Source organism: Paenibacillus donghaensis (assembly GCF_002192415.1).
In the GTDB taxonomy this organism is placed as follows: domain Bacteria; phylum Bacillota; class Bacilli; order Paenibacillales; family Paenibacillaceae; genus Paenibacillus_AQ; species Paenibacillus_AQ donghaensis.
Genome location: NZ_CP021780.1, coordinates 2,102,702 through 2,121,677 on the forward strand (window position 1 = coordinate 2,102,702; position 18,976 = coordinate 2,121,677).

General features: G+C 44.1%; 34 protein-coding genes, 1 tRNA gene and 1 pseudogene. 32 read left to right on the top strand and 4 right to left on the bottom strand.

Annotated elements, in window-relative coordinates; genetic code table 11:
* The first annotated feature begins 337 nt into the window (after positions 1-337).
* From B9T62_RS08800 to B9T62_RS08820, 5 genes are all read left to right on the top strand, one after another.
* Entirely contained in the window at positions 338-850 is a 513-nt protein-coding gene (locus B9T62_RS08800; RefSeq protein WP_087914909.1) for a hypothetical protein, read from the top strand.
* Positions 843-1,370, top strand: coding sequence for an accessory gene regulator ArgB-like protein (locus B9T62_RS08805; protein WP_087914910.1), 528 nt, complete (start codon positions 843-845; stop codon positions 1,368-1,370). The genes B9T62_RS08800 and B9T62_RS08805 overlap by 8 nt, the downstream gene beginning before the upstream one ends.
* 1 nt (position 1,371) lies before the next feature.
* Positions 1,372-1,515 (top strand): cyclic lactone autoinducer peptide, encoded by a 144-nt coding sequence (locus tag B9T62_RS08810; RefSeq protein ID WP_087914911.1) that lies wholly within the window; start codon positions 1,372-1,374, stop codon positions 1,513-1,515.
* Positions 1,516-1,529: 14 nt separating this feature from the next.
* The gene (locus tag B9T62_RS08815; protein ID WP_087914912.1) at positions 1,530-1,898 is read left to right on the top strand and encodes a LytTR family transcriptional regulator DNA-binding domain-containing protein; all 369 of its coding nucleotides are present in this window, start codon (positions 1,530-1,532) and stop codon (positions 1,896-1,898) included.
* Positions 1,899-2,050: 152 nt separating this feature from the next.
* Positions 2,051-2,122 (top strand) — tRNA-Val (locus B9T62_RS08820).
* A gap of 86 nt (positions 2,123-2,208) precedes the next feature.
* Here B9T62_RS08820 and B9T62_RS08825 read toward each other — a convergent pair.
* The 3 genes from B9T62_RS08825 to B9T62_RS08835 form a co-directional block, all read right to left on the bottom strand.
* Positions 2,209-3,444, bottom strand: coding sequence for a site-specific integrase (locus B9T62_RS08825; RefSeq protein ID WP_087914913.1), 1,236 nt, complete (start codon positions 3,442-3,444; stop codon positions 2,209-2,211).
* A 77-nt stretch (positions 3,445-3,521) separates the two neighbouring features.
* Positions 3,522-3,932 (bottom strand): ImmA/IrrE family metallo-endopeptidase, encoded by a 411-nt coding sequence (locus B9T62_RS08830; RefSeq protein WP_087914914.1) that lies wholly within the window; start codon positions 3,930-3,932, stop codon positions 3,522-3,524.
* Positions 3,933-3,940: 8 nt separating this feature from the next.
* The gene (locus B9T62_RS08835; RefSeq protein ID WP_087914915.1) at positions 3,941-4,342 is read right to left on the bottom strand and encodes a helix-turn-helix domain-containing protein; all 402 of its coding nucleotides are present in this window, start codon (positions 4,340-4,342) and stop codon (positions 3,941-3,943) included.
* 96 nt (positions 4,343-4,438) lie between these two features.
* Between B9T62_RS08835 and B9T62_RS08840 the strand changes: the two genes are divergently transcribed.
* From B9T62_RS08840 to B9T62_RS08895, 12 genes are all read left to right on the top strand, one after another.
* Complete coding sequence (locus tag B9T62_RS08840; protein ID WP_087914916.1) at positions 4,439-4,666, top strand: helix-turn-helix transcriptional regulator; 228 nt, start codon at positions 4,439-4,441, stop codon at positions 4,664-4,666.
* 105 nt (positions 4,667-4,771) lie between these two features.
* Positions 4,772-5,065 (top strand): helix-turn-helix domain-containing protein, encoded by a 294-nt coding sequence (locus B9T62_RS08845; RefSeq protein ID WP_087914917.1) that lies wholly within the window; start codon positions 4,772-4,774, stop codon positions 5,063-5,065.
* 43 nt (positions 5,066-5,108) lie between these two features.
* Entirely contained in the window at positions 5,109-5,315 is a 207-nt protein-coding gene (locus B9T62_RS08850) for a hypothetical protein (protein ID WP_087914918.1), read from the top strand.
* Between the two features lie 13 nt (positions 5,316-5,328).
* Positions 5,329-6,447, top strand: coding sequence for a ParB N-terminal domain-containing protein (locus tag B9T62_RS08855; RefSeq protein ID WP_087914919.1), 1,119 nt, complete (start codon positions 5,329-5,331; stop codon positions 6,445-6,447).
* A complete protein-coding gene (locus B9T62_RS08860) occupies positions 6,447-6,860 on the top strand; it encodes an ORF6C domain-containing protein (protein ID WP_087914920.1) in 414 nt (137 codons plus the stop codon). Before B9T62_RS08855 ends, B9T62_RS08860 begins: the two co-directional genes overlap by 1 nt.
* On the top strand, positions 6,857-7,060 hold the full coding sequence (locus B9T62_RS08865; protein ID WP_087914921.1) for a hypothetical protein: 204 nt from the start codon (positions 6,857-6,859) through the stop codon (positions 7,058-7,060). The genes B9T62_RS08860 and B9T62_RS08865 overlap by 4 nt, the downstream gene beginning before the upstream one ends.
* A gap of 80 nt (positions 7,061-7,140) precedes the next feature.
* On the top strand, positions 7,141-8,211 hold the full coding sequence (locus B9T62_RS08870) for a replication protein (protein WP_087914922.1): 1,071 nt from the start codon (positions 7,141-7,143) through the stop codon (positions 8,209-8,211).
* Positions 8,212-9,171, top strand: a complete 960-nt coding sequence (locus tag B9T62_RS08875) for an ATP-binding protein (RefSeq protein ID WP_087914923.1) — start codon at positions 8,212-8,214, stop codon at positions 9,169-9,171.
* A gap of 5 nt (positions 9,172-9,176) precedes the next feature.
* Positions 9,177-10,304 (top strand): DNA polymerase III subunit beta, encoded by a 1,128-nt coding sequence (gene dnaN, locus B9T62_RS08880; RefSeq protein WP_087914924.1) that lies wholly within the window; start codon positions 9,177-9,179, stop codon positions 10,302-10,304.
* A gap of 83 nt (positions 10,305-10,387) precedes the next feature.
* Entirely contained in the window at positions 10,388-10,693 is a 306-nt protein-coding gene (locus B9T62_RS08885; RefSeq protein ID WP_087914925.1) for a hypothetical protein, read from the top strand.
* A gap of 2 nt (positions 10,694-10,695) precedes the next feature.
* Positions 10,696-10,896 carry a hypothetical protein gene (locus B9T62_RS08890; protein WP_087914926.1) on the top strand — a complete coding sequence of 67 codons (201 nt, stop codon included), beginning with the start codon at positions 10,696-10,698 and terminating at the stop codon, positions 10,894-10,896.
* On the top strand, positions 10,893-11,264 hold the full coding sequence (locus B9T62_RS08895; protein ID WP_087914927.1) for a hypothetical protein: 372 nt from the start codon (positions 10,893-10,895) through the stop codon (positions 11,262-11,264). Before B9T62_RS08890 ends, B9T62_RS08895 begins: the two co-directional genes overlap by 4 nt.
* A 22-nt stretch (positions 11,265-11,286) precedes the next feature.
* Here B9T62_RS08895 and B9T62_RS08900 read toward each other — a convergent pair whose 3' ends face one another.
* The gene (locus B9T62_RS08900; RefSeq protein ID WP_087920197.1) at positions 11,287-11,469 is read right to left on the bottom strand and encodes a helix-turn-helix domain-containing protein; all 183 of its coding nucleotides are present in this window, start codon (positions 11,467-11,469) and stop codon (positions 11,287-11,289) included.
* Between the two features lie 191 nt (positions 11,470-11,660).
* Here B9T62_RS08900 and B9T62_RS38880 point away from each other — a divergent pair, with 191 nt between their 5' ends.
* The 15 genes and pseudogenes from B9T62_RS38880 to B9T62_RS08970 all read left to right on the top strand — a co-directional run bounded on the left by B9T62_RS38880 (position 11,661) and on the right by B9T62_RS08970 (position 18,941).
* A complete protein-coding gene (locus B9T62_RS38880) occupies positions 11,661-11,834 on the top strand; it encodes a hypothetical protein (RefSeq protein WP_157685527.1) in 174 nt (57 codons plus the stop codon).
* 62 nt (positions 11,835-11,896) lie between these two features.
* Positions 11,897-12,574 (top strand): HNH endonuclease, encoded by a 678-nt coding sequence (locus B9T62_RS08905; protein WP_087914928.1) that lies wholly within the window; start codon positions 11,897-11,899, stop codon positions 12,572-12,574.
* A gap of 11 nt (positions 12,575-12,585) precedes the next feature.
* On the top strand, positions 12,586-12,855 hold the full coding sequence (locus B9T62_RS08910) for a hypothetical protein (RefSeq protein WP_087914929.1): 270 nt from the start codon (positions 12,586-12,588) through the stop codon (positions 12,853-12,855).
* A 125-nt stretch (positions 12,856-12,980) separates the two neighbouring features.
* Positions 12,981-14,156 carry a hypothetical protein gene (locus B9T62_RS08915; RefSeq protein ID WP_087914930.1) on the top strand — a complete coding sequence of 392 codons (1,176 nt, stop codon included), beginning with the start codon at positions 12,981-12,983 and terminating at the stop codon, positions 14,154-14,156.
* Positions 14,157-14,219: 63 nt separating this feature from the next.
* On the top strand, positions 14,220-14,450 hold the full coding sequence (locus B9T62_RS08920) for a hypothetical protein (protein WP_087914931.1): 231 nt from the start codon (positions 14,220-14,222) through the stop codon (positions 14,448-14,450).
* Positions 14,451-14,465: 15 nt separating this feature from the next.
* On the top strand, positions 14,466-14,858 hold the full coding sequence (locus B9T62_RS08925) for a nucleoside triphosphate pyrophosphohydrolase family protein (RefSeq protein WP_087914932.1): 393 nt from the start codon (positions 14,466-14,468) through the stop codon (positions 14,856-14,858).
* Entirely contained in the window at positions 14,855-15,625 is a 771-nt protein-coding gene (locus tag B9T62_RS08930; protein ID WP_087914933.1) for a hypothetical protein, read from the top strand. Before B9T62_RS08925 ends, B9T62_RS08930 begins: the two co-directional genes overlap by 4 nt.
* Positions 15,622-15,810, top strand: a complete 189-nt coding sequence (locus B9T62_RS08935) for a hypothetical protein (protein WP_087914934.1) — start codon at positions 15,622-15,624, stop codon at positions 15,808-15,810. The genes B9T62_RS08930 and B9T62_RS08935 overlap by 4 nt, the downstream gene beginning before the upstream one ends.
* Positions 15,807-16,193, top strand: a complete 387-nt coding sequence (locus B9T62_RS08940; protein ID WP_087914935.1) for a hypothetical protein — start codon at positions 15,807-15,809, stop codon at positions 16,191-16,193. Before B9T62_RS08935 ends, B9T62_RS08940 begins: the two co-directional genes overlap by 4 nt.
* Positions 16,159-16,530 (top strand): hypothetical protein, encoded by a 372-nt coding sequence (locus B9T62_RS08945; protein WP_087914936.1) that lies wholly within the window; start codon positions 16,159-16,161, stop codon positions 16,528-16,530. Before B9T62_RS08940 ends, B9T62_RS08945 begins: the two co-directional genes overlap by 35 nt.
* Before the next feature lie 34 nt (positions 16,531-16,564).
* Positions 16,565-17,625, top strand: a pseudogene (locus B9T62_RS08950) (DNA-methyltransferase).
* 74 nt (positions 17,626-17,699) lie between these two features.
* The gene (locus B9T62_RS08955; RefSeq protein WP_087914937.1) at positions 17,700-18,023 is read left to right on the top strand and encodes a hypothetical protein; all 324 of its coding nucleotides are present in this window, start codon (positions 17,700-17,702) and stop codon (positions 18,021-18,023) included.
* Positions 18,016-18,255: a hypothetical protein gene (locus B9T62_RS08960; protein ID WP_087914938.1), complete on the top strand. Its 240-nt coding sequence runs from the start codon at positions 18,016-18,018 to the stop codon at positions 18,253-18,255. Before B9T62_RS08955 ends, B9T62_RS08960 begins: the two co-directional genes overlap by 8 nt.
* A gap of 220 nt (positions 18,256-18,475) precedes the next feature.
* Entirely contained in the window at positions 18,476-18,721 is a 246-nt protein-coding gene (locus tag B9T62_RS08965) for a hypothetical protein (RefSeq protein ID WP_087914939.1), read from the top strand.
* Positions 18,711-18,941 carry a hypothetical protein gene (locus B9T62_RS08970; RefSeq protein ID WP_087914940.1) on the top strand — a complete coding sequence of 77 codons (231 nt, stop codon included), beginning with the start codon at positions 18,711-18,713 and terminating at the stop codon, positions 18,939-18,941. Before B9T62_RS08965 ends, B9T62_RS08970 begins: the two co-directional genes overlap by 11 nt.
* Positions 18,942-18,976 lie beyond the last annotated feature (35 nt).

Here is an 18,976-nt window from a genome sequence, read left to right on the forward strand (position 1 = left end):
CCGGCCGATGGCCGGTTTTTTATATTAGGCAATTAAGAGCGCCTGAGTCCGCAAATAGCATAAATGTCGTTTATAAGCGCAAATAGGGGCTCCCCCGGTCCGTTAGGAAGCTCCCATTCACCATAAATCTGCTGTATACGCACAGGCTCGGACAGTTATATAATTAATGTATTATACCATTTAAATTGTGATTGAAAATGAAGTCAGGCGGGGTGGTTTGTTGTTGTCGTGGGAACCTGTGGGGTTTATGTTCTTTTCAGGGATAGAGATGTTCTCGTTGTACTTTCTAATAATGTGTTTATTTCGTTTCCGGTTTCAGGAGCATGCCTGGCAGGCGATGGCTCTGAGCTTGCTGATCAACCTCCAGAGCTACGTGTTTAGGAATGATTTCTCTCTCGGAAATATGATGCCGCTGGTGACGATTCTCTGCTTTATTTTATATTTTTCCAGTTTGGTTCGTATGTCCCTGGTATTGTCTGTGCTGGCCACGATCTCGGGCTTTGTTATCTTTGGGGTTGTCCAGACGGGACTGGCGCTGCTGTTATTTGGATCTATTGAATCGGCGCAGGCTTCACTTAGCCACGGATATGTATTGCAGACATCGAGCGGGATCGTGATTATTGTTTTTTCCTGGCTGCTTTACCGGCTCGGGTACGGGTTCACTTTTGAGATGGACAGGCTGCGATTCAGATTTGAAGACATCACAGTGATCTTAATGATCCTGTTGTTTCTGATTTCAATCTCGTCTGTATTATATTACAACAAGATATACATAAACATCCTATATTTCGCTGCGACGTCGATGTACTTGCTGTATTATGCGGTCAGAAAGGATCGGAGCCATGATTGAGAAATGGTCGGCATGCACAGCACAAGCGATAAAACGGATCGTTCCCCATCATCCGGCCAGTGAGGCGGTATTGAAATATGCGCTGGAAGGCGTCTATAACGCATTATTGATTATAGTAGGCACCTTGCTCATCTCAGCGTTTACGGGGCGTACGGCAGAAGCGGTTACGATTCTGATCTCTTTTGCACTCCTGCGGCAGATCAGCGGCGGCAAACATCTCAAGTCGGGGGTCGGCTGCGTTATCTTTACCACTGCTGCATTCACCCTTTTGTCGTGGATTCGTCCAGATATGGGGCTTACACAGATACTTAATGTCATCAGCTTGCTGCTGGTGTCCAAGTACGCACCGTCACGGATCGAGCAGCAGAGCCGCATCCCCAGAGCTTATTATCCTGTGCTGAAAATAATGGCCGCCTTGCTGATCGGCATCAATTTTGTGGTAGCTTCACCGGTTATAGCGGTTAGTTTCTTTGCCCAGGCCTTGACCTTGATTCATTTTCCACGAAGGGAGGTGATTTAAAATGAGTAGATTGCTTAACCATGCCAGACGCAGCTTCGTATATCATGCAGCCACCTGTCTTTCTCTCGTAGCCGTAATATTCGTCTCCGCTCCCAGTGTCCTGTACATCCATCAACCGCAAGCACCTGAAGAACTGCTGAAATGAGGACTAACGAATAAATGATTACCTTATCAGTCACCAATGATATTCATGGCTACGCCGGCGCAGTTGACGTGCCGATAGAGGATATTTTGTATATGCAATATAGCAGCTCGATCCGCAGAGTAATTGTCTACACCGCCGGTCAGTCTTATTATCTTGTAGGACCGCTCAGTTACTGGTGCAATGCCCTCAACAGCAGCGGGTATCAGTTCTCCGAGGGCGACCGAACCGCCGCGATCAATCTGCGCAAGGTGGTCAGAATGAATAATTTTTTCAAAACCGCATACTTCGATGACAGTAAAATTGGCTGTATGTTGTCCAAAAATGGCTACGAGGATCTCAAAAAGCAGCTGGGCCATCTGGAAACAACCGTGGCGTTTATATGATGTTGAGCAGGAGGGGCCAACTCTAACACCCAGCGGGATGTCAGGTCTGGCTGGGGCGTTAGGGAAAGAGTAGTCGAGCAAAAATGAGAGAGTGGACGAGAAAAAAACAGTTGCATTCTTCAATCTTCCTGTGGTATTATAAATTTCGTTGCAGGACGGTAGCTCAGCGGGAGAGCACTATCTTGACAGGGTAGGGGTCATGGGTTCGAACCCCATCCGTCCTATACAGTAAGACCACGGAAAAGCCTTGATATATAAGGCTTTTTTCTTTTTGTATTGCGATATTTAAAATGAAGAAATAATATTGATTTTACGACTTGGGGACGGATTGGGGACGGGAATTTTCAGGGGCAAATTTATTAAACCTATCCGCAGTATCGCGACTAAGCTTTTTAGTTACATGGGCATAGGTATCGGAAGTAGTTTGCTCTCTTGCATGCCCGAGTTGTTTCTGGATAGCCTTCATGGGAGCGCCGTCTTCGATAAGTAAAGTTGCGCAGCTGTGGCGAAGATCGTGGAAACGGATCTTTTTCAACTTATGCCGATTCACAAACCTGGTCCACCAACGGTAAGGGTAAGAGTGATAAAACGGTTTTCCATATCCACCGTGAAAAACATATTCACGATCCTCACCTTTCCAAAGTTCTGCTTCTTTCATTTCCCACATGTTTTTAAGCCATTCCTTTCGGTGGATTTTCAACTCCTCTACATACCAATCTGGTAATGCAATAGTTCGCTTTGAACTTTTGTTTTTCGGCCCTTTTTCAACGGCTTTTCCTTCTTCAGTCAAAGAGATGCTGTTAACTATATCCATTGTTCGATTCTTCAAATCCACACTATTCCATTCTAGGCCTACAAGCTCTCCTCGGCGACAACCTCCCACTAGAGCTCCTAAGATGAAGAGGCGCCACTTACGAGGTTCCTGATATAGAGTGGAGATGACAGTGTTGGCCTCTTCCTCCTCATAAAATTCTCCTTCAGATTGTTCTACTACCGGCTTCTTCACGCCTATTATCGGGTTTTCCTTGATCAATTTCCATTCAGTGGCTCGCTTGAGAATATTTTTTAATACGCGATAGATATATTGAATAGTCCCCGGCTCCAGACAACCTTCTTTACCATCTTTACGCGCTTCGGGTTTATGGAGATCCGCAACGAAAGTCACGAGATGGATAGTTTTTATTGCCCCTAATTCCTTGTCTCCTAATTGCTCTTTGATGTGTGAATTGTAGTATGTCTGGTATGTCTTGTAAGATAGTGGAGAAAGATTTGTAGGATTTGAAGCGTACTTTGGCTTCCATACGTTTTCGTAAAATTCATCCAGTCTCATCTTTTGAGGTTTCATGTACGTGCCGGATTCAACTTCTCTTTTAAATTGGTGAAGTTGATCATCAAGATAATCTTGAAGCTTTTTTGTAGTTTTAAGAAGTGCTGGATCATCTATTCTGATAGTTCTTGATTCTTTATCTCTTTCTCCTGAGTCGCCTACTTCAACAATAAGTCGCCAACTACGTTTACCTCTCTTCTCGATGCTACCACTTGCCATTTAATTCCCTCCTATAAGATCGTATGTTCTGTATTTAGGCATATATAAACAGCCTTTCAGCTGGAAAGCACTAAAGGTTAAATAAAATATTGATCCATTTCCATGGGAATCTGATTACGAGATAAGTATTCTCTTATGGATTCATCTTTTTTAGGATCATCATATGCCGTGAGAAGTTTTACGGCAAACTTATTAGCTTGCCGTTCATACTTTCCTGCATTATATAAAGAATGTTCATCTAACCAAAATCGAGAGATACCAGGGTGTAATCTATCATGTCCTAACTCATGAGCGCAGATGAATCTTTGCCATTCTTCATCAAGACCGTTATGTATAACTATGAATCTTCGTCGTAATTTTCGATAGTATAACCCGCGCGTTCCATCGCCTAAGTTCTCATACCAAACACTAATATTTAGGCGTAATGCAATTTCAAAAGGATCATTCGTCTTAAATCTCTTTACCAGATTTGAAACTGTATCGTCCATGAGCAACCCTACTCATCATTATTTTTCTTCTTACGCCCGTAGGTGGATTTATTTTTTTCTTTAGCATCCCAAAACATCGCTTCCATAACGCGTTTGATTTTTTCTCTATTCTCGTTGCTAATTGGAATTCCATCAAACATTACCGGACCGTCTTCTTCAAGCATTATTTTAAAATCCCGAGTATCTTTAGGGGTGGCCCAATCAGGAATTTCAGAATCAAAACCTAAAAGATAGTTCGGATTTACATCGAAAAAAGTAGCGATCTTATTAACCATATCTGTTCGAGGCTTAGAAATACCTTGCTCCCAAGCGTTATATCGAGGTCGTTTAATACCTAATTTCTCAGCAACCTCATATTGACTTAACCCCGTAGATTCCCTTAGGCTAATTAATCTCTCTTTAAACTCCACTTAGAATCCATCCTTTAATTTAAATTATCCAAAACCCCTTGACGGATAATTTAGTTATCCGTTATAATTCAAATATCGAAAGGGGGTCAAGATGGTATGGCTAAAAAAAGGGAGCTGTTTAGTAGGCTCCGTAAATCAAAAGGAACTCAGGTTAAAGTAGCAGAAGATAACGAAATTTCAGCCGTTTACCTTCGAATGATTGAGAATGGAACATTTACTCCTGGCAGAGACTTAATGTTTAGATTATCAAGATACTTTGATGTTCCAGCTGAAGAGTTATTCTCGGATTACTTTAAACAGGATAAGTCTGTCCAATTGCGATAATTTAATTATCTACTTCGTATTATATGTAATTTATATTATCCGGTCAAGATTTTTTTTGACTAAAATGGATAATTAAAGTATCCACAGTTAAGGGAGGTAATGATCATGAATGCGGTTGAACAGGCGATTACTGAAATTATTATAACTCAAGTTGCTGCAGTAGAGAAAAGGATCATGGAAAGATTGTCATTGGAAAAAGACAAGTCACTCACTTTCACTGAAGCATGTGATCATCTCAATATGTCAGAGTACACACTTCGTAATCTTTGTAAAACGAAACGGATACCATTCAGGACAATTGGAGTGGATGGTTCAAAGTCACCGAGATATGTTTTTAGGTTAAACAGTTTGGATCGATGGATTAAAGAAGAAGAAGATCGAAACTATCAGCCACTCTAACCTATGTTGATTGAACAAAATACTTATGGAGGAGGCGAACGCTTTGAAAGCTGATTTACAAATTGCTTATGAAGCACTATCCCGTGTAGTGGCTGCTGGAGTAGTTGCCGGTGACAAGATCGTTTTAAGAGAAGCTGGTCTTGCTCGGGCGAAAGCGCTGGAGTTGAAGATGATACTTCACGAACGGGCTATGTGGTCCAACAAAGTCAAGTTGAACCGCGCTGAAACGTACTGCTTATCAAGTTTATGAAAGGAGAATCTCATTGCTCATTGATATCAGCAAAATCAAAGTAACTGACCGCATCCGGCAGGACTTCAGCGGAATTGAAGAATTGGCCCAGGACATCGCTGAGAATGGCTTGATCAACCCCATTGTCGTCACCTCGGATTATCAGTTGATTGCCGGAGAACGCCGTCTGAGAGCGAACCAGCACCTTGGGAGGCAGCAGGTAGAGGTTAGTATTATGGAGGTTCGTGATTATGCTCACCACTTACAGTTAGAGATCAGCGAGAATGAGCATCGCCGGGATTTTACTTTTTCTGAGCGCATTGCTTACGGGAAAAAGATCGAAGAGTTAGAACGAATCAAGGCCAAAGAACGAATGTCTGCAGCCGAAAAGGAAAAATTGCCTGAGGGCGACAAAGGTCAAGTCAGAGATATTGTTGCAGAGCAAGCCGGTTTCGGTAGTGGCCGTAATTATGATAAAGCAAAATACATTGCCGAAAATGCTACACCGGAGATCATCGAACAACTGGATGCTGGACTCATCAGCACTCATAAAGCGTTTGTTAAAACCAAAGAACGCCTTGAGTCAGCGGAAAGGGAGGCGATGGAAGCGAATGAACGTGCGGATGCTGCTGAAAGAGAAAAGGAGATGCTTCGCCAGCAATTTAAAGACTCAGTTCCTGCGGATCAAGTGGAAGAGGCGGTTGCGGCCGCCATAGAGCGCCAGCAAGAAGAAAATGATGTATTTATAGCTCAGAAGGATAAAGAGACTCAGAAGGCCCTTAAAGAGCGTGACGCAAAGTGGAAAAAGGAGATTGAAGCAGAATCGCAGAAAGTACGTGACCTTAACGCTGGCTACAAAAGAATCCAAGAAGAATTAGAGGAACTGAAACTTCGGCAGCCTGAGGATTTCGATGAGCAGCAAGCAAAGTTGAAGCTCAAAAGTCTCCAATACAAAGCTGACTACAATACCACTCAATTCAATATCTACGTCAAGAAATTTCTTGAAACCGCAGCGCTCACGTCCTTAATGATTGGTTCAATATCAAGCGCTAGCAACAGCGAAAAGAAAAGACTTAATGAAAGCCTGGACATGCTTCAATCATTTATCGATCAAGTAAGACCAGTCGCGAATGGCAGAAAGGTGGTTCAGTAATGGAAACAGGACAAATTCTTGCAGTAGTAGGTCAGCAATTGCAATGGTCAGAACAACAAGGAGCGGCAGTTAGGATGCTATTTGAAGCTATGGGTGCTATGAAGACAGAAATGGCTGAAGACAAAGAAGAAATGAAAATGATGGTCCAGGAAGTAAGGGATAGCGTCACTCTTATTGACGCCGAATGCGATCAGATGCAGACGGCAGTGAGATTGAGATCCAATGAACTCACAAAGCATCGTTTTAAGGATTCTGATATGAAGTTTAAGGAAATGGTCGGAAAATATCGGCGAATGATCTGGAGTAGGCTGAAGGAGCATTTCAGTGTCGCGAAATACAGTCACATACGCCGAATTGATTTTGATGATGCTATAGACTTCGTCAGAAACTTTCAGCCGGAGGATTATATATGAGTCTAGAGCGTCTGTTACAGCGAATTGAGGCAAGGCGCAGGCTGAATGAACTGCTGAACTTCCGTTCCAATAAATCACTCACAGAAGCTGCTATGGGTTTGATAGATAAGGAGATTTCCGATCTTGAGGATTTTCTGAGGAGCAAAGCGGTATGTCAGCACAACGTAAAAATGACCACGTTGAGGGACGCGGCCATTTAAAAGGCAAAATCAAATTTTCGAGTTTATCGTATCACAGCCTTTTCACGCGGTCAACATGTTCGGCAGGAGAGGTGAGGTGATTGGCGAACCCACAGCCAGAAGATGGCTATGTAAAGCTAGCCAATGAAATATGGAACGAACTCATTAGGCGCGATTTTTCAAAGCGCCAAAAAGACATCATTTTGTTAATCATTCGAATGTCTTATGGATGTCGAAAGAAAATGGCATCAATCCCCAAGCTAAAGGACTTCGAAATTTGCGGTATAAGTCCGCAAAACATCAAAAAGGAATTAAAGTTGCTTGTTTCTTCAAGGGTAATTTCCTGGAGTGATGGGAATGTATTTTCTGTAATCAAGGATTATGAGCAGTGGCAAATCACTCCAGTAAGTGGATGGGATGAAGTGAGATTCAAAGAATTGTTATCCTTAAATTTGAGTGAAGGTAGGTCGAAAACATCTCAAAATAAGAAGTTTCAAATAGTTAAGCCGAGAGGGAAGATTATCTACACTTCTCAAAACAAGAAGTTGATACTTCTCAAAACAAGAAGTGCTGGCTTCTCAAAACAAGAAGTTAAAGGTGTCTCAAACCCTTGCGGCTGTAAGGCGAAACGCATCCCTAAAGACATTATTAAAAACAATATAAAAGACAATAGTTGTTGTTTAAAGGAGGACACAGAAATGAATCAAGGAAATCAAAACGAATTCCAAACAATTAGCCAGGATGCCGTTCCTGCCGGGGATACCGACTCCAACCGGAAAGCTGCTGATTTGGAATACCGCAGACAAGTCACTGATCTTTATCTTAAGCGCCGCGCAAAAGGAATCGATCTTACTGTGAAGGATGAAATCCTTTTGGACCAGCTGATTGCAGACGGTGTGCCGATCTCCGTTGCGCTCGATGGGATAAACCAAGCGTTTGATAAGTATAAGCCACAGAACAAACGCGATGAAATCAAGAGCTTGAAATACTGCGAAGGAATTATATACGGACTTTTTTCCAAGCAAGAAGCAGCAGCCGAGGTTGATACGGAAAAGGAAGATCCAGAAGCACCGCAATCGAAGCTATCAGGTCCACCTGAGCCTGAATTCAGCCAAGATGAATATCAAAAAAAGCTTGAGAAACTAAAGGCTAAGCGTGGAGTTGTGGTTTAGGTGAAGAATTTAGGCGAGGAACTAAAGAGTTTGATCCCCAAAGGCTTCGCCGAACGCCAAGCTGCCGCGGTAAAAAAACTGGAGGAGCATCCGGAAGTAAAACGGCTCAAGGAAAATTTTCCTGAGCGAGTAGTTAACCTGACGCACCCGACGAACTATGGAGCGATATCACGACACATCACTAGCTTTGATAACTGCCGAGGATGCACCGAATTAACTGGCTGTCAGAACGACCACAAAGGCCATTGTAGCATTGTCGAGGAGAATCCGAAGGACGATAAGGATTTGATTTACAGACTCCAGAAATGCCCCTTGCTTGTATCTCACGAGAAACGACAAAAGGTGATGGAGAAGATCAAAAGCCATTTCATTCCTGAGCATATTGTAAATGCGACCTTTGAAGATATCGAACCGGACTCGCACAGGGTAGCAGCAATCATGAAATGCATGGAGTTCTGCGAGAATTTTAAAGCCGGGAAGAGCAAGCGAGGGATATATCTTTATGGTCAGTTCGGAGTTGGGAAAAGTCAGATAGCCGGAGCGATTGCTCAAGAGTTGGCCTCTCAGGGAGTAGACGTTGCGATGGTCTACGTGCCGGACTTTATGGCCGAGGCAAAGGACGCGATCAGTTCAAAGACGGAAACAGTCCTTTCAAAGCTAGAGGCGCTACAGAACGTAACTGTGCTCATATTGGATGATATTGGTGCGGAGGCCCTAACCATTTGGACAAGGGATGAAATACTTGGACCTATCCTCCAGCGCCGCATGGAGAGGTTAGTTACAATCTACACATCCAATTTAACTATGAAAGAGCTACGGCAGCATCTACTTAATGTCAAAAATATAAAAGAAATAGACCATCGTCAAAACGTGAAGAAAGTTGAACGAATCTTAGAACGGATAGAACCATTTGTTGAAGTGCTACATGTAGGCGGTAGAAATCGCCGTAGGGAGGGTTAAAGCTCATGAAGATAGTTGTGGACAGTGCCTTATTATCTGAGGCTCTAGCAGACGCTGATAAGGCCGTTTCGGCCAAGCCAGTCATGGAGATATTGTCTGGTATTCTCATCCAGACAACTGATGACGGGATAAATGTTACCGGAGCAAGCGAGAGAGCAATGATCCAGTCTTATATCCCGGATGAGCATGTGCAGGTCATTCGATCAGGAGGAGTAGTCCTCCCGAAAATTGCACTGGAGCTAATCAGTAAGCTAACAGGTGAGATTGAAATTGATGTCGGTAAAGATTGTGAAATAACGATCCTTAACAAGAATGAAGAAATTGAGATATCCGGTTTTGATCCCGAAGAATTCCCTAAGCCTCCTGATGTAAGTTGGGGTGAAACAACAACGATGTTAGGAAAGGACTTGAAGGAATTCATTAAGAAATCAGTATTTTCGGTTGCAACAGAAACTAAGATGCCGGAAATAACGGGTGTAAACATAACGCTGTCTGAGAACCAGATAAAATTCTTGGCTACGGACAGAAATAGAGTTGCTTCAGTGCGGCGGAAAATGGAAGTCAATGATTTTGGAGATGCAATTGTTGAGGCGAGAGGATTATCAGAACTGGAAAAGATTCTCTACGACAAGGATGAGATCCAGTTCGGGTTTTCAAAGCTGCAATCAGGCGAGGTATTTGTAATCTTCATTAAGACAGATCGCTTTAACTTTTATTCAAGAGTACTCGAAGGGCAATTCCCCGACATTGAAAGGCTGCTGTCAAAAGTAGAAACTGTATCTTCAATTGAGGTAAATAAAAGGGAATTTTCTAAATCTTTAGATCTTATATACACGCTGGCAAAAGAAGAAAAGAAAAATCAGGTTCGATTGATAGTTTCAAAATCGGAATTGACCATTCGCGGTAACGGCAAGGGAATGGGGAAAGCGAAGAGGGATCTTCAACTTCTATCACTGAAGGGAGAACCCTTCACAGTATCATTAAATGCCAAATATATTTTTGATCTCCTCAAAGCAATAGATTCGGACGTTGTCACAATTGAGTATTCTGGGAAAATGACATCTGTAACATTTCGAGGGGAAGAGAGTGAGGGTAGTAAGTACATTATACAGCCTTATCGAACAGAAATTTAACTCTAATCCTATTACTGGAACGACTTCAATAAACAATTAAACCAAGTATATACATTGAAAAACTTAACGAAAGGAAGTTGAAAATGATTGAGCTCCCCGGAAAGGAAATGAAGTTTACTGTTATAGAAAATGCTGACATAGAGGAATATCTGGATGAAGGAGAAAAGAGTGATCTTTCGAGGTTTCTTTGGAAAATCGGTAGACTTCGGAAGCTCGATGGAAAGGTAGCTGAACAAGCTCATCTCGTAATAAGCACGGATGAACCATATGTTCAAAGGGTGGTGGATATTTTGAAAGAGAATGGTCGCTGGGTCATGGAGTATGATCCTAATCAACTGCAATTTGAAATAGTCGATGACATTTTGGTTCTCCCTGGAAGCAAGGACTAGTTATGGAAGAGCCAAAAGTATTAGGTCCGGGTGAAGTTGAAACGGTCAAAGGTCCAGATGGCACATACGAACGCTATTATCTATCTGATGAAAAATTGCAGAAATATCGTGACATGCCCAAAGATACATTCTGGGATCATCACGCGAAACCGAACATGCCTCCAAATTCAATCCCTAATAGAAAGGAGAAAGTGAGTAAATGACTGCTGAAGAAATTATATTGATGGAACCCGGAGAACAACTGGATCGACTGGTAATTAAAGGCGAAACGTGGGGATCACCTTCCACAGATATGAATGACGCTTGGGACTTGAGAGAAACGTTCATTGAAGAAAACGGAGGGGATTTTCAACTGATTCGGTTCTGCGATGATTTCCCCGAACATTGTTCATGGTCATATGGAGATAGAAAGATTCTGGTGTGGGCAAAGACAGGGCCAGAAGCGATAACGAAAGTAGTGGCTCTGGCGGAACATGAGTTATACGGAGATTTTCATCCATGGGTATTGTTCCCCGAGATGCAGAAGCAGTTTATTGAAAATCTTAAGAGAAACACAACACTGTTCAAATAAACAAAAAAAGGAGCATAGAGGATTATCCCTCTTGCTCCTTCACAAACAATCTTTCAATTGGAACTCCCAGTGCTTCTGAAATCGAAAAAAGATGATTCGCCTCATGTCGAGTATTTTTATCAAATCTGCTGATTGATCCTTGAGGTACGCCGGACTTCTCAGATAACTGCATTTGAGTAAGACCTAGTTCTTTCAATAAAGGCATCAGATTGGGCTTAACATTGCTCACGATATCACCTCTCGCATCGATTATACGATAGCGAATATTTTTTAGCAAGATACATTGACTCTTTATTCGATATCGTATATTATTGAGTTACAGAAAAATATACGAAATGCGATAACGGATATAACGCCTTGAGGAAAATTTTCCTTAGGTAGAAAAGGAGCAAAATTATGACCAAGAAAAAACTTGACCTCGCAGAACTTGATGATCAACCAAATGATATTAGAGAAGCAATTGCATTTTACGCCGCACATACCGTGTTGCCGATTCATTTCACCGCAGCTGAGCGCGAACGGCATTATACGACGCTAGAACAGGCTGGATACTTGGATCGAATCTGCTGATTTCCGCAGCGGAACCGGATTGTTCGGGAATTAAAATTGATACATAGGAGGTGCAAAAGAGCATGGAAGAACATCAAGCATACTGGAAACCCCCGAAAACCGTCAAAGAAAAGAAAACATATAACAGTTTGCGTTCCAACAAACCGAAGGTTAAGAAGGAAGTCCCAGAATGGAAGAAGGATATCCTTGCTCACCACAAACCAGGACAGAGTTCAAAAGATCGGTGTGACTTCGATAAAGATGTGTTGGCAGAACTTATTGCCGAACAAGGCGAAACATGCCCTTGTTGTAAAACTGCAGCATCAAACACAACTCACCATGTCTGGCCTAGAGGTCGGAAAGGTCGGGGCGTAAAAACGAATGGGCTCAGGGTCTGCTGGCCCTGCCATGACAAAATCCAAATAACTGATGAATTGCTTCAATATTGGATTTCAATATATCGCGAAAAATATGGGGATCACTTCTGGTTCGACGAAAAAGACTGGGAAGAATTCAACCATAAACAAAATGCTCAGCGGGAGAAAGAACGTGAGAAACAAGAACGGCAGAATCAAATCAAGCCGGTTGTCGATCTGCTGACTGCCGCTGCTGGCCGTAATCTCAAATCAAATGAATTACGCTTGCTGCAATCTTTTGAAGACAGAGACATGGCAGTGTTCGCGAGTATGATGGCAGATGCTTTAGGAAGACCAGTAGAACCGGCGCTGGTATATAGTTACGGCGAACGTTTTGAAGATTAGGAGTTGGTCAAATGGCTAAGGTCAGAGACACAGCCTATATACAAGACCTTGTAAACAAACGTGAAATGATACCTATCTTTGAATCTTATGAATTGCAGATTTATCGAAAATTAGAGGAAGTCGACCATCTGCTTGCTCTCATCTCAAGTGAAGCTGTTACGTGTGGTGTAAAGGCAGATCACTGTCGCGAATACATCCGTGCAAATGTAACAGATATGATCGACCAAATAGCGGAGAAGAGGGAAAAAGAGTGGAGGAAAAGGCCGAAAAAAACAAAGTAGTGGTCTTTTAACATCGTATAACAACGCTTAAACAACATATTAAGGGCTGTTATAGCCCCAGGGAGGGAACAGACACCCACCCACTATTTTGAGGGCATAACCCTTATAAGGAGAGAACGAGCGATATGAGCGAAAATGATAAATATTTCGAGGACAATCTCGCTTCTCAGGGAACAAGTTTTTATCTGAGAGATGAATCAGATCATTCATGGGCTGTTATGGAGCATGTGTTTGAAAAGATGAAATTGCGAGGGTGGTTCATTCAGACTGATCAACGCATTTTAAGGGATTACACTTGTTTGGCAAAAGATCATTTTGAGGGGCAGAAGGGCGACCTGAAGTTTAAGGCCGAAAAATACCGTATCGGATTTAAAATAGAATTTTTCCAAGAAATAAACACTGTCAATAGAAGCGGCGGATACTATGACTTCGAAAAATTAAAGCTCATGCCATACTTGCTTCGGTTGTCATTTCTTACTGAATTGAAACACATCAAAGAAACGTGCAAGGCAGATGGGTATATGGATCAATCCAAGCCCGTTATAGCCAGGGCTTTCGATAAGGTGATGGACCATATTAAAAGCTCTTGCCATTACAGGGAAGGAAAGGAATTACCGGAGTACGAGGTACCAAGTTATAACAGCAAGGATAAGGGCGGCAAGAGAATCAAGAACGGAGAAGTTAAGTATTTCAGAGATCATAAAGGGTGTCTGCAGCGTGGTACGGTTTACCACAATATCAACAACATGTGGTGGGTCATACTGCATGAACATAAATACAGAAATATTGCGAGTTTTGAGTTCTTCGATTTAGACAGTGAGGAAAACCGGAAGCGAAAACTAATTAAGAAGTCTGGTCATCACAAACCAGCAGCGCGCATTAAATTCAACGAAACCGCGACATCCCAGATCAGCAAGGAATGCAAGGGCATAGGCAAATTAGGTCGCTTAATGAAAGCTAATGAAATGCTGGCGAAGCTATATAAATTCGATTGGACTTCAAGACACTTTGCATTTGAATTAAAATCCAATGGCCGTTTGTCCCTGGTAGAAATCGAAAGCAAGGCATGGGGAAACCATACCGTGCATGAGAATCCGATTAAACTTAGCTTGTATGGACGCGAACTACCAATGTCCGGGACAGAAAGCTACTGGGTGAAGGCGCTCAGGGAATACGTGGTTCATGGCAAAAGGACGGTTACAGAATGGTTTTGCAAGGATAGCAATGGGCAGGGACCGGACGCACATTACTGGCCGGAAGTACGGAAGTTAGCCTGGGAGATAGGTGCATTAGTATCTTAATTGACCTAACGGGATCGAGGGTTAACCACCCTCTCCCCTATACCCTATAAAGGAGACGATAAAATGGCTGACATTACAGGCATGGACCATAAATTCACAGTGATAAAAAATGAGGATATTGCACGGCTGGCTCCCGGATATGCGGATTTGCTAAACCTCATACTCAGTCAAATCGCACTGGATCGAATGGCACGCGGGAAGGATACGGCACCTATTCATCTGGTCATTAACGAGGACGAATTCTATGCGGGCGAAGTAATTGAAATCTTGAAGAGAAACGGCCATTGGGGCTGAGGAGGCATAACCAGTATGAGCAAATCTATTAATGAATTGGTGCAGGAAGCCCACGATAACGCCGTCAGTAAGGGCTGGTGGATCGAGGATCGTAGTTTCGGGGAGATCATTGCGCTGATCCATTCAGAGGCTTCGGAGGCGTTTGAGGACTTTCGGGCCGGCAAACAGCCGACAGAATCTTGGTATGAGGTCAAAGCTCCAAATGGCAAGGTGCTCAATCTCTCTAAACGGCTAGATTGGGCGCCCGATCCACAAAAGCCCTGCGGCATCCCGTCCGAACTGGCCGACATCGTAATCCGTGTGTTTGACGCCTGCGGGCGGTACGGCATTGATCTGGAGCAGGCTATTCAGGAAAAGATGGCCTACAATGCTACTCGGCCGCAGCGTCACGGAGGCAAGGTCATATGAGCATGACACCAGAACGGGTAGAAGAGATCAAACGTGATGCTCATGACGGATATGAACACTCTGGGGCGGCAATTACCAACGAAGAATTACGGGAGTTACTGGCTGCTCTAGAAGAGGCACAACAACAGATCAAGGACATTAAAAAAGACAAACGCAAGATACTTGCTGTTCATGATGAGCAATGCGCCAGATCATCTGAATATTACAACGAACTGATATTTGTAAAGGGCCATAATGCTAGGTTGCTGATGAATAATCAAGACCTCCAGCGACAGTTAAATACGGCGAATGAGTGCGCCGCGCTTGCTAGACGGGAATATTTAGTTCAGTGCCAAACAAACGGGGATATCCGCAGGGAGTTAGCAGAGGCACAACAACAATTAGCAGAAGAAAAGAAATGGCGTGCGGTAGAACATGAAGTTGCTGGCGGATATCACCGTGAGCTGGTTGAGGCACAACAGACCATAGCCCGGCTAGAATCCGAGAACAGACGGCTGGGAAGTTTGGTTCCCATTGTCAGTATGGCAACAGAGTTGATGTCGTGGCGTGATCCCGGCGGCGGTAAGGGGCAGGCGGAAGCCCTGCAACTAATTTATAGATGGGCATTAGAGAATCCCAGCCCTGAATATGCGATGGCTAAAGGAAACAAGGAAGAGGCATGCTGCTCTAATCCTAACGTGCAGACCGTTAACAATGATCTTGTAACAAATACAACAGTCTGTATCAATTGCGGCAGGCTGTATCGAGAAGGGAGCGACAAGTCATGAAATTGACTCCAGAACAAAAAGAAGCATTTTACCGGAAGAGACAGATAGAACGGCTGAATTTTGAAGGATTGGCAGCCAAATTGAATTGTACCCGGGTGCAGATGGTCAGTGCTCAAATGGGAAATAACTTGCCTGACGAAGTGTACAGGGCTGTAACAGACTGGATCGAGGAGACACAGCCATGACACATGCGCCACAGTATAACGGGCTGTCGGGATTCCTTGCGCCGGATGGAGTTTTCCACGAGTGCGCTTATCAAGAACACAAGAATCTAGCTGTGAAGCTTGTAAAGCAATATAACGTGAATTTTTATGATGGTGACAGCAACAAGGTTCCGAATTTCATCAAGTTTGGGTGTTACCCATGGGTGGATAAGATAGGGAATTCTGGATGCCACGCATTCGGTCACGACGAGCCTACCTCAGATCAAGCAGCGTGGTTGATCGCAAACGTTGACCGTATGACAGAGGTACAGCGCCGCCAAATTCTCCGCGATCTTGTTTTTTGGGAAATCGACATTTTGGAGGTGGATCATGACACAGGTACAGATAACAGACAGCGAGCTTAACCGCAAGCTGGCGGAGTTGATGGGGTATAGCGTAAGAAAGTCTGCGAGTTGCTACCAAATCATAAAAGGGCCGTCATACGGGCATTGGCAGGCAGAAGAATCACACGCTTGGGCAGACGCTCCTGATTACTGCTCTGACCCTGCTGCCTCTCTGGAGGCAGGAAAGGCAGCGATAGCCAAATCTCAAATAGATTATCTTCATAACTTGAGTAAGGTAACCAATCCTAATGCCGATGATTTTGCACCATGGACACCGGATGAAATCATTAAACTACTTTCAGCCACCCCCCGAGAGAGGGCAGAGGCGGCATATATCACGCTATCCCAAAAGGAGTGACGGAATGATCCTGCAAGGGGACAACATGCTGATCATGCCGACACTGGCAGCCGAGAGCTTCAATACATGCGTCACCAGCCCGCCATACTGGGGTCTGCGGGATTATGGCATTCCGCCGACAGCCTGGCCGGAAGTTACCTATACTCCGATGCCGGGGCTGCCGCCGGTGACTGTGCCAGCATGGACCGGATGCTTGGGGCTGGAACCGACACCTGAAATGTTTGTCGCTCATAGTGTGGCGGTGTTCCGGCAGGTTTGGCGGCTACTGCGGCCGGATGGAACGCTCTGGCTCAATTATGGGGATAGTTACGCAACTGGAACAAAAGCGGATAGGAAACAATCATCTAACCCGGGAGTAGGAGCGAATCGTCCAGAAGCACAAAATAGCGTTCCTAGAATAGGTACACCGAAGGGTTTGAAAACCAAAGACCTCATCGGCATTCCATGGCGTGTAGCCTTTGCGCTGCAAGCAGATGGCTGGTATCTCCGGATGGACAATATTTGGAGTAAGTCCAATCCCATGCCTGAGAGCGTGACGGATAGACCAACAAAGGCCCATGAATACTTCTTCCTGCTCGCCAAATCAGAACGATACTATTTTGATCACGAAGCGATCAAGGAGAAACAGACTGAAACGAGCGTTACAAGATTATCGCAAAATATTGAGGTTCAAAGCGGGAGCAAACGCGCGAACGGCGGCACCAGAACAGAGAGACCAATGAAAGCTTTGGGCGGGGCGTACAGTTTCAAGCGAAAGGTGAACGAAGGAGATGTTCCAGGTCAGCCAAAGCAGCACCGCGAGGATCGAGAGGACATTGAGTATTCCGGATCCCGTAATAAGCGTTCGGTATGGACAATGGCCACGGCGCAATTCAAAGAGGCCCACTTTGCCACTTTTCCAGAAAAGTTGATTGAACCATGCATTCTCGCTGGTGCGCCACAGGGGGGGCGGTACTGGATCCCTTCGGCGGCAGCGGAACCACCCGCAAGGTTGCACTGGAGAACAACCGGGAATGCACCATCATAGAAATCGGCCCGCAGTATGTGGAGATAGCGCAACGGCGGACGGCAATCATACAACAGCACCTATTTTAAGGGAGTAGGAGTATCCCTCCTCTCCCAAAGACAGAGTAGACGCATACGGTGCAGTTAAATTAGGAGGGGAAACAATGTTCTATTTACGCAAGGAGCCGGAGGCTAAGACACTCCCGGCGATACACAAGACTGACGGAACAGTGATACCAGAGAGACCATTCATGAGCGACGACCGGATCGTGTACAAGGCCCGCGAGTTCTCCCGGTTCTACCGTGGCAGTTTCACCGGGCTGGATGGACGCTATCAAGGGATGAAGGTATACACCTGCAAGACGCTTAAGCGGATTCTGGAGCTGAGGGAAACCACACTCCAGTCCACGGGAGAACTATTCGATGTCTATGACGAAAACGGGAAGGTCGACCTTACTGATTATGAAGGAGGGGCAAAGGATGAGTAGAAAAGTCGAACCAAGATACGATACAACAGGCAAGCTTATACAGGAGCATGATGTGCTGAAGGACGAAGAGACCGGAGAGATGGCACTGATTGTCCAAGCGGAGAACAAGGCGGGTGTAAGTGGCCTAGCAGTTCAAAATACAATCATTGGTCTCGGGGACTGGCTGGACGTTTATCCAGATGGTGTCTGGACTATCGTGGGTAATGCTGGAACTTCAGCGCCGCAGGATTGACGCATACGGCGTAACAGAAAGGGTGAGAGTATTGCGATTTGAAACTTTTTGGGACTGGAAGAAGCTGACTGTAGGATTAGAGTATGTCTCAGGTTCGTTTGCACACACGGTATACATCCGACTTCTATTTCTGACAGGGGTTATCTTTTTAGATAAACGAAATAAATGTCCAGTACGAAAATTTAACGTTATTTAAGACGCATATAGCGAAGGAGAAAAAATGGCTAATCGTAAATATACTCAACTATTTGAATTAATGGATGCTCTCCATGACCATAAAGAAAATATTGATTATTACGCTATACAACGCACTGAGTCAGGGAACCGTTTGCCTAACAGATTGAGCGAGATTGAAAAAAGTGCTGCTGAAATAGAAGAAATAGCGAAAAAAATTCAACTCCTGGTTAAATCCATGAGAAGAAAGCAAGGCGCAAACCATGAAGGAGGGATTATTAATGAGTCTTGAAGGCAAATTGAATCAGCTTTGCAAAGGTGATATTGAAATTGAAAGCATTGATCTCGAAAATATGCAGGTGGATGTGTTATTCCCTTATGAGATAGCGGCAATTTCCATCGAACTTGAAGGAAAAGATGATGATGAGATAATCGAATCTTTTAAAAGTGGAGTTAATAGTCGTCTCAACAACATGATTGACCACTTAAACGACTGCAAGCTTGATGAATAGTACGAAGATACAGGGACAGAGAGGGTAATCAGCCC

Excerpts from the sequence above, each read along its gene's own strand:
- B9T62_RS08800 (WP_087914909.1), top strand. The coding sequence starts at position 338 with ATGGCTCTGAGCTTGCTGATCAACCTCCAGAGCTACGTGTTTAGGAAT.
- B9T62_RS08805 (WP_087914910.1), top strand. The coding sequence starts at position 843 with ATGATTGAGAAATGGTCGGCATGCACAGCACAAGCGATAAAACGGATC.
- B9T62_RS08810 (WP_087914911.1), top strand. The coding sequence starts at position 1,372 with ATGAGTAGATTGCTTAACCATGCCAGACGCAGCTTCGTATATCATGCA.
- B9T62_RS08815 (WP_087914912.1), top strand. The coding sequence starts at position 1,530 with ATGATTACCTTATCAGTCACCAATGATATTCATGGCTACGCCGGCGCA.
- B9T62_RS08825 (WP_087914913.1), bottom strand. The coding sequence starts at position 3,444 with ATGGCAAGTGGTAGCATCGAGAAGAGAGGTAAACGTAGTTGGCGACTT.
- B9T62_RS08830 (WP_087914914.1), bottom strand. The coding sequence starts at position 3,932 with ATGGACGATACAGTTTCAAATCTGGTAAAGAGATTTAAGACGAATGAT.
- B9T62_RS08840 (WP_087914916.1), top strand. The coding sequence starts at position 4,439 with ATGGCTAAAAAAAGGGAGCTGTTTAGTAGGCTCCGTAAATCAAAAGGA.
- B9T62_RS08845 (WP_087914917.1), top strand. The coding sequence starts at position 4,772 with ATGAATGCGGTTGAACAGGCGATTACTGAAATTATTATAACTCAAGTT.
- B9T62_RS08860 (WP_087914920.1), top strand. The coding sequence starts at position 6,447 with ATGGAAACAGGACAAATTCTTGCAGTAGTAGGTCAGCAATTGCAATGG.
- B9T62_RS08865 (WP_087914921.1), top strand. The coding sequence starts at position 6,857 with ATGAGTCTAGAGCGTCTGTTACAGCGAATTGAGGCAAGGCGCAGGCTG.
- dnaN (WP_087914924.1), top strand. The coding sequence starts at position 9,177 with ATGAAGATAGTTGTGGACAGTGCCTTATTATCTGAGGCTCTAGCAGAC.
- B9T62_RS08885 (WP_087914925.1), top strand. The coding sequence starts at position 10,388 with ATGATTGAGCTCCCCGGAAAGGAAATGAAGTTTACTGTTATAGAAAAT.
- B9T62_RS08890 (WP_087914926.1), top strand. The coding sequence starts at position 10,696 with ATGGAAGAGCCAAAAGTATTAGGTCCGGGTGAAGTTGAAACGGTCAAA.
- B9T62_RS08895 (WP_087914927.1), top strand. The coding sequence starts at position 10,893 with ATGACTGCTGAAGAAATTATATTGATGGAACCCGGAGAACAACTGGAT.
- B9T62_RS08900 (WP_087920197.1), bottom strand. The coding sequence starts at position 11,469 with ATGCCTTTATTGAAAGAACTAGGTCTTACTCAAATGCAGTTATCTGAG.
- B9T62_RS38880 (WP_157685527.1), top strand. The coding sequence starts at position 11,661 with ATGACCAAGAAAAAACTTGACCTCGCAGAACTTGATGATCAACCAAAT.
- B9T62_RS08905 (WP_087914928.1), top strand. The coding sequence starts at position 11,897 with ATGGAAGAACATCAAGCATACTGGAAACCCCCGAAAACCGTCAAAGAA.
- B9T62_RS08910 (WP_087914929.1), top strand. The coding sequence starts at position 12,586 with ATGGCTAAGGTCAGAGACACAGCCTATATACAAGACCTTGTAAACAAA.
- B9T62_RS08915 (WP_087914930.1), top strand. The coding sequence starts at position 12,981 with ATGAGCGAAAATGATAAATATTTCGAGGACAATCTCGCTTCTCAGGGA.
- B9T62_RS08920 (WP_087914931.1), top strand. The coding sequence starts at position 14,220 with ATGGCTGACATTACAGGCATGGACCATAAATTCACAGTGATAAAAAAT.
- B9T62_RS08925 (WP_087914932.1), top strand. The coding sequence starts at position 14,466 with ATGAGCAAATCTATTAATGAATTGGTGCAGGAAGCCCACGATAACGCC.
- B9T62_RS08930 (WP_087914933.1), top strand. The coding sequence starts at position 14,855 with ATGAGCATGACACCAGAACGGGTAGAAGAGATCAAACGTGATGCTCAT.
- B9T62_RS08935 (WP_087914934.1), top strand. The coding sequence starts at position 15,622 with ATGAAATTGACTCCAGAACAAAAAGAAGCATTTTACCGGAAGAGACAG.
- B9T62_RS08940 (WP_087914935.1), top strand. The coding sequence starts at position 15,807 with ATGACACATGCGCCACAGTATAACGGGCTGTCGGGATTCCTTGCGCCG.
- B9T62_RS08945 (WP_087914936.1), top strand. The coding sequence starts at position 16,159 with ATGACACAGGTACAGATAACAGACAGCGAGCTTAACCGCAAGCTGGCG.
- B9T62_RS08955 (WP_087914937.1), top strand. The coding sequence starts at position 17,700 with ATGTTCTATTTACGCAAGGAGCCGGAGGCTAAGACACTCCCGGCGATA.
- B9T62_RS08960 (WP_087914938.1), top strand. The coding sequence starts at position 18,016 with ATGAGTAGAAAAGTCGAACCAAGATACGATACAACAGGCAAGCTTATA.
- B9T62_RS08965 (WP_087914939.1), top strand. The coding sequence starts at position 18,476 with ATGGCTAATCGTAAATATACTCAACTATTTGAATTAATGGATGCTCTC.
- B9T62_RS08970 (WP_087914940.1), top strand. The coding sequence starts at position 18,711 with ATGAGTCTTGAAGGCAAATTGAATCAGCTTTGCAAAGGTGATATTGAA.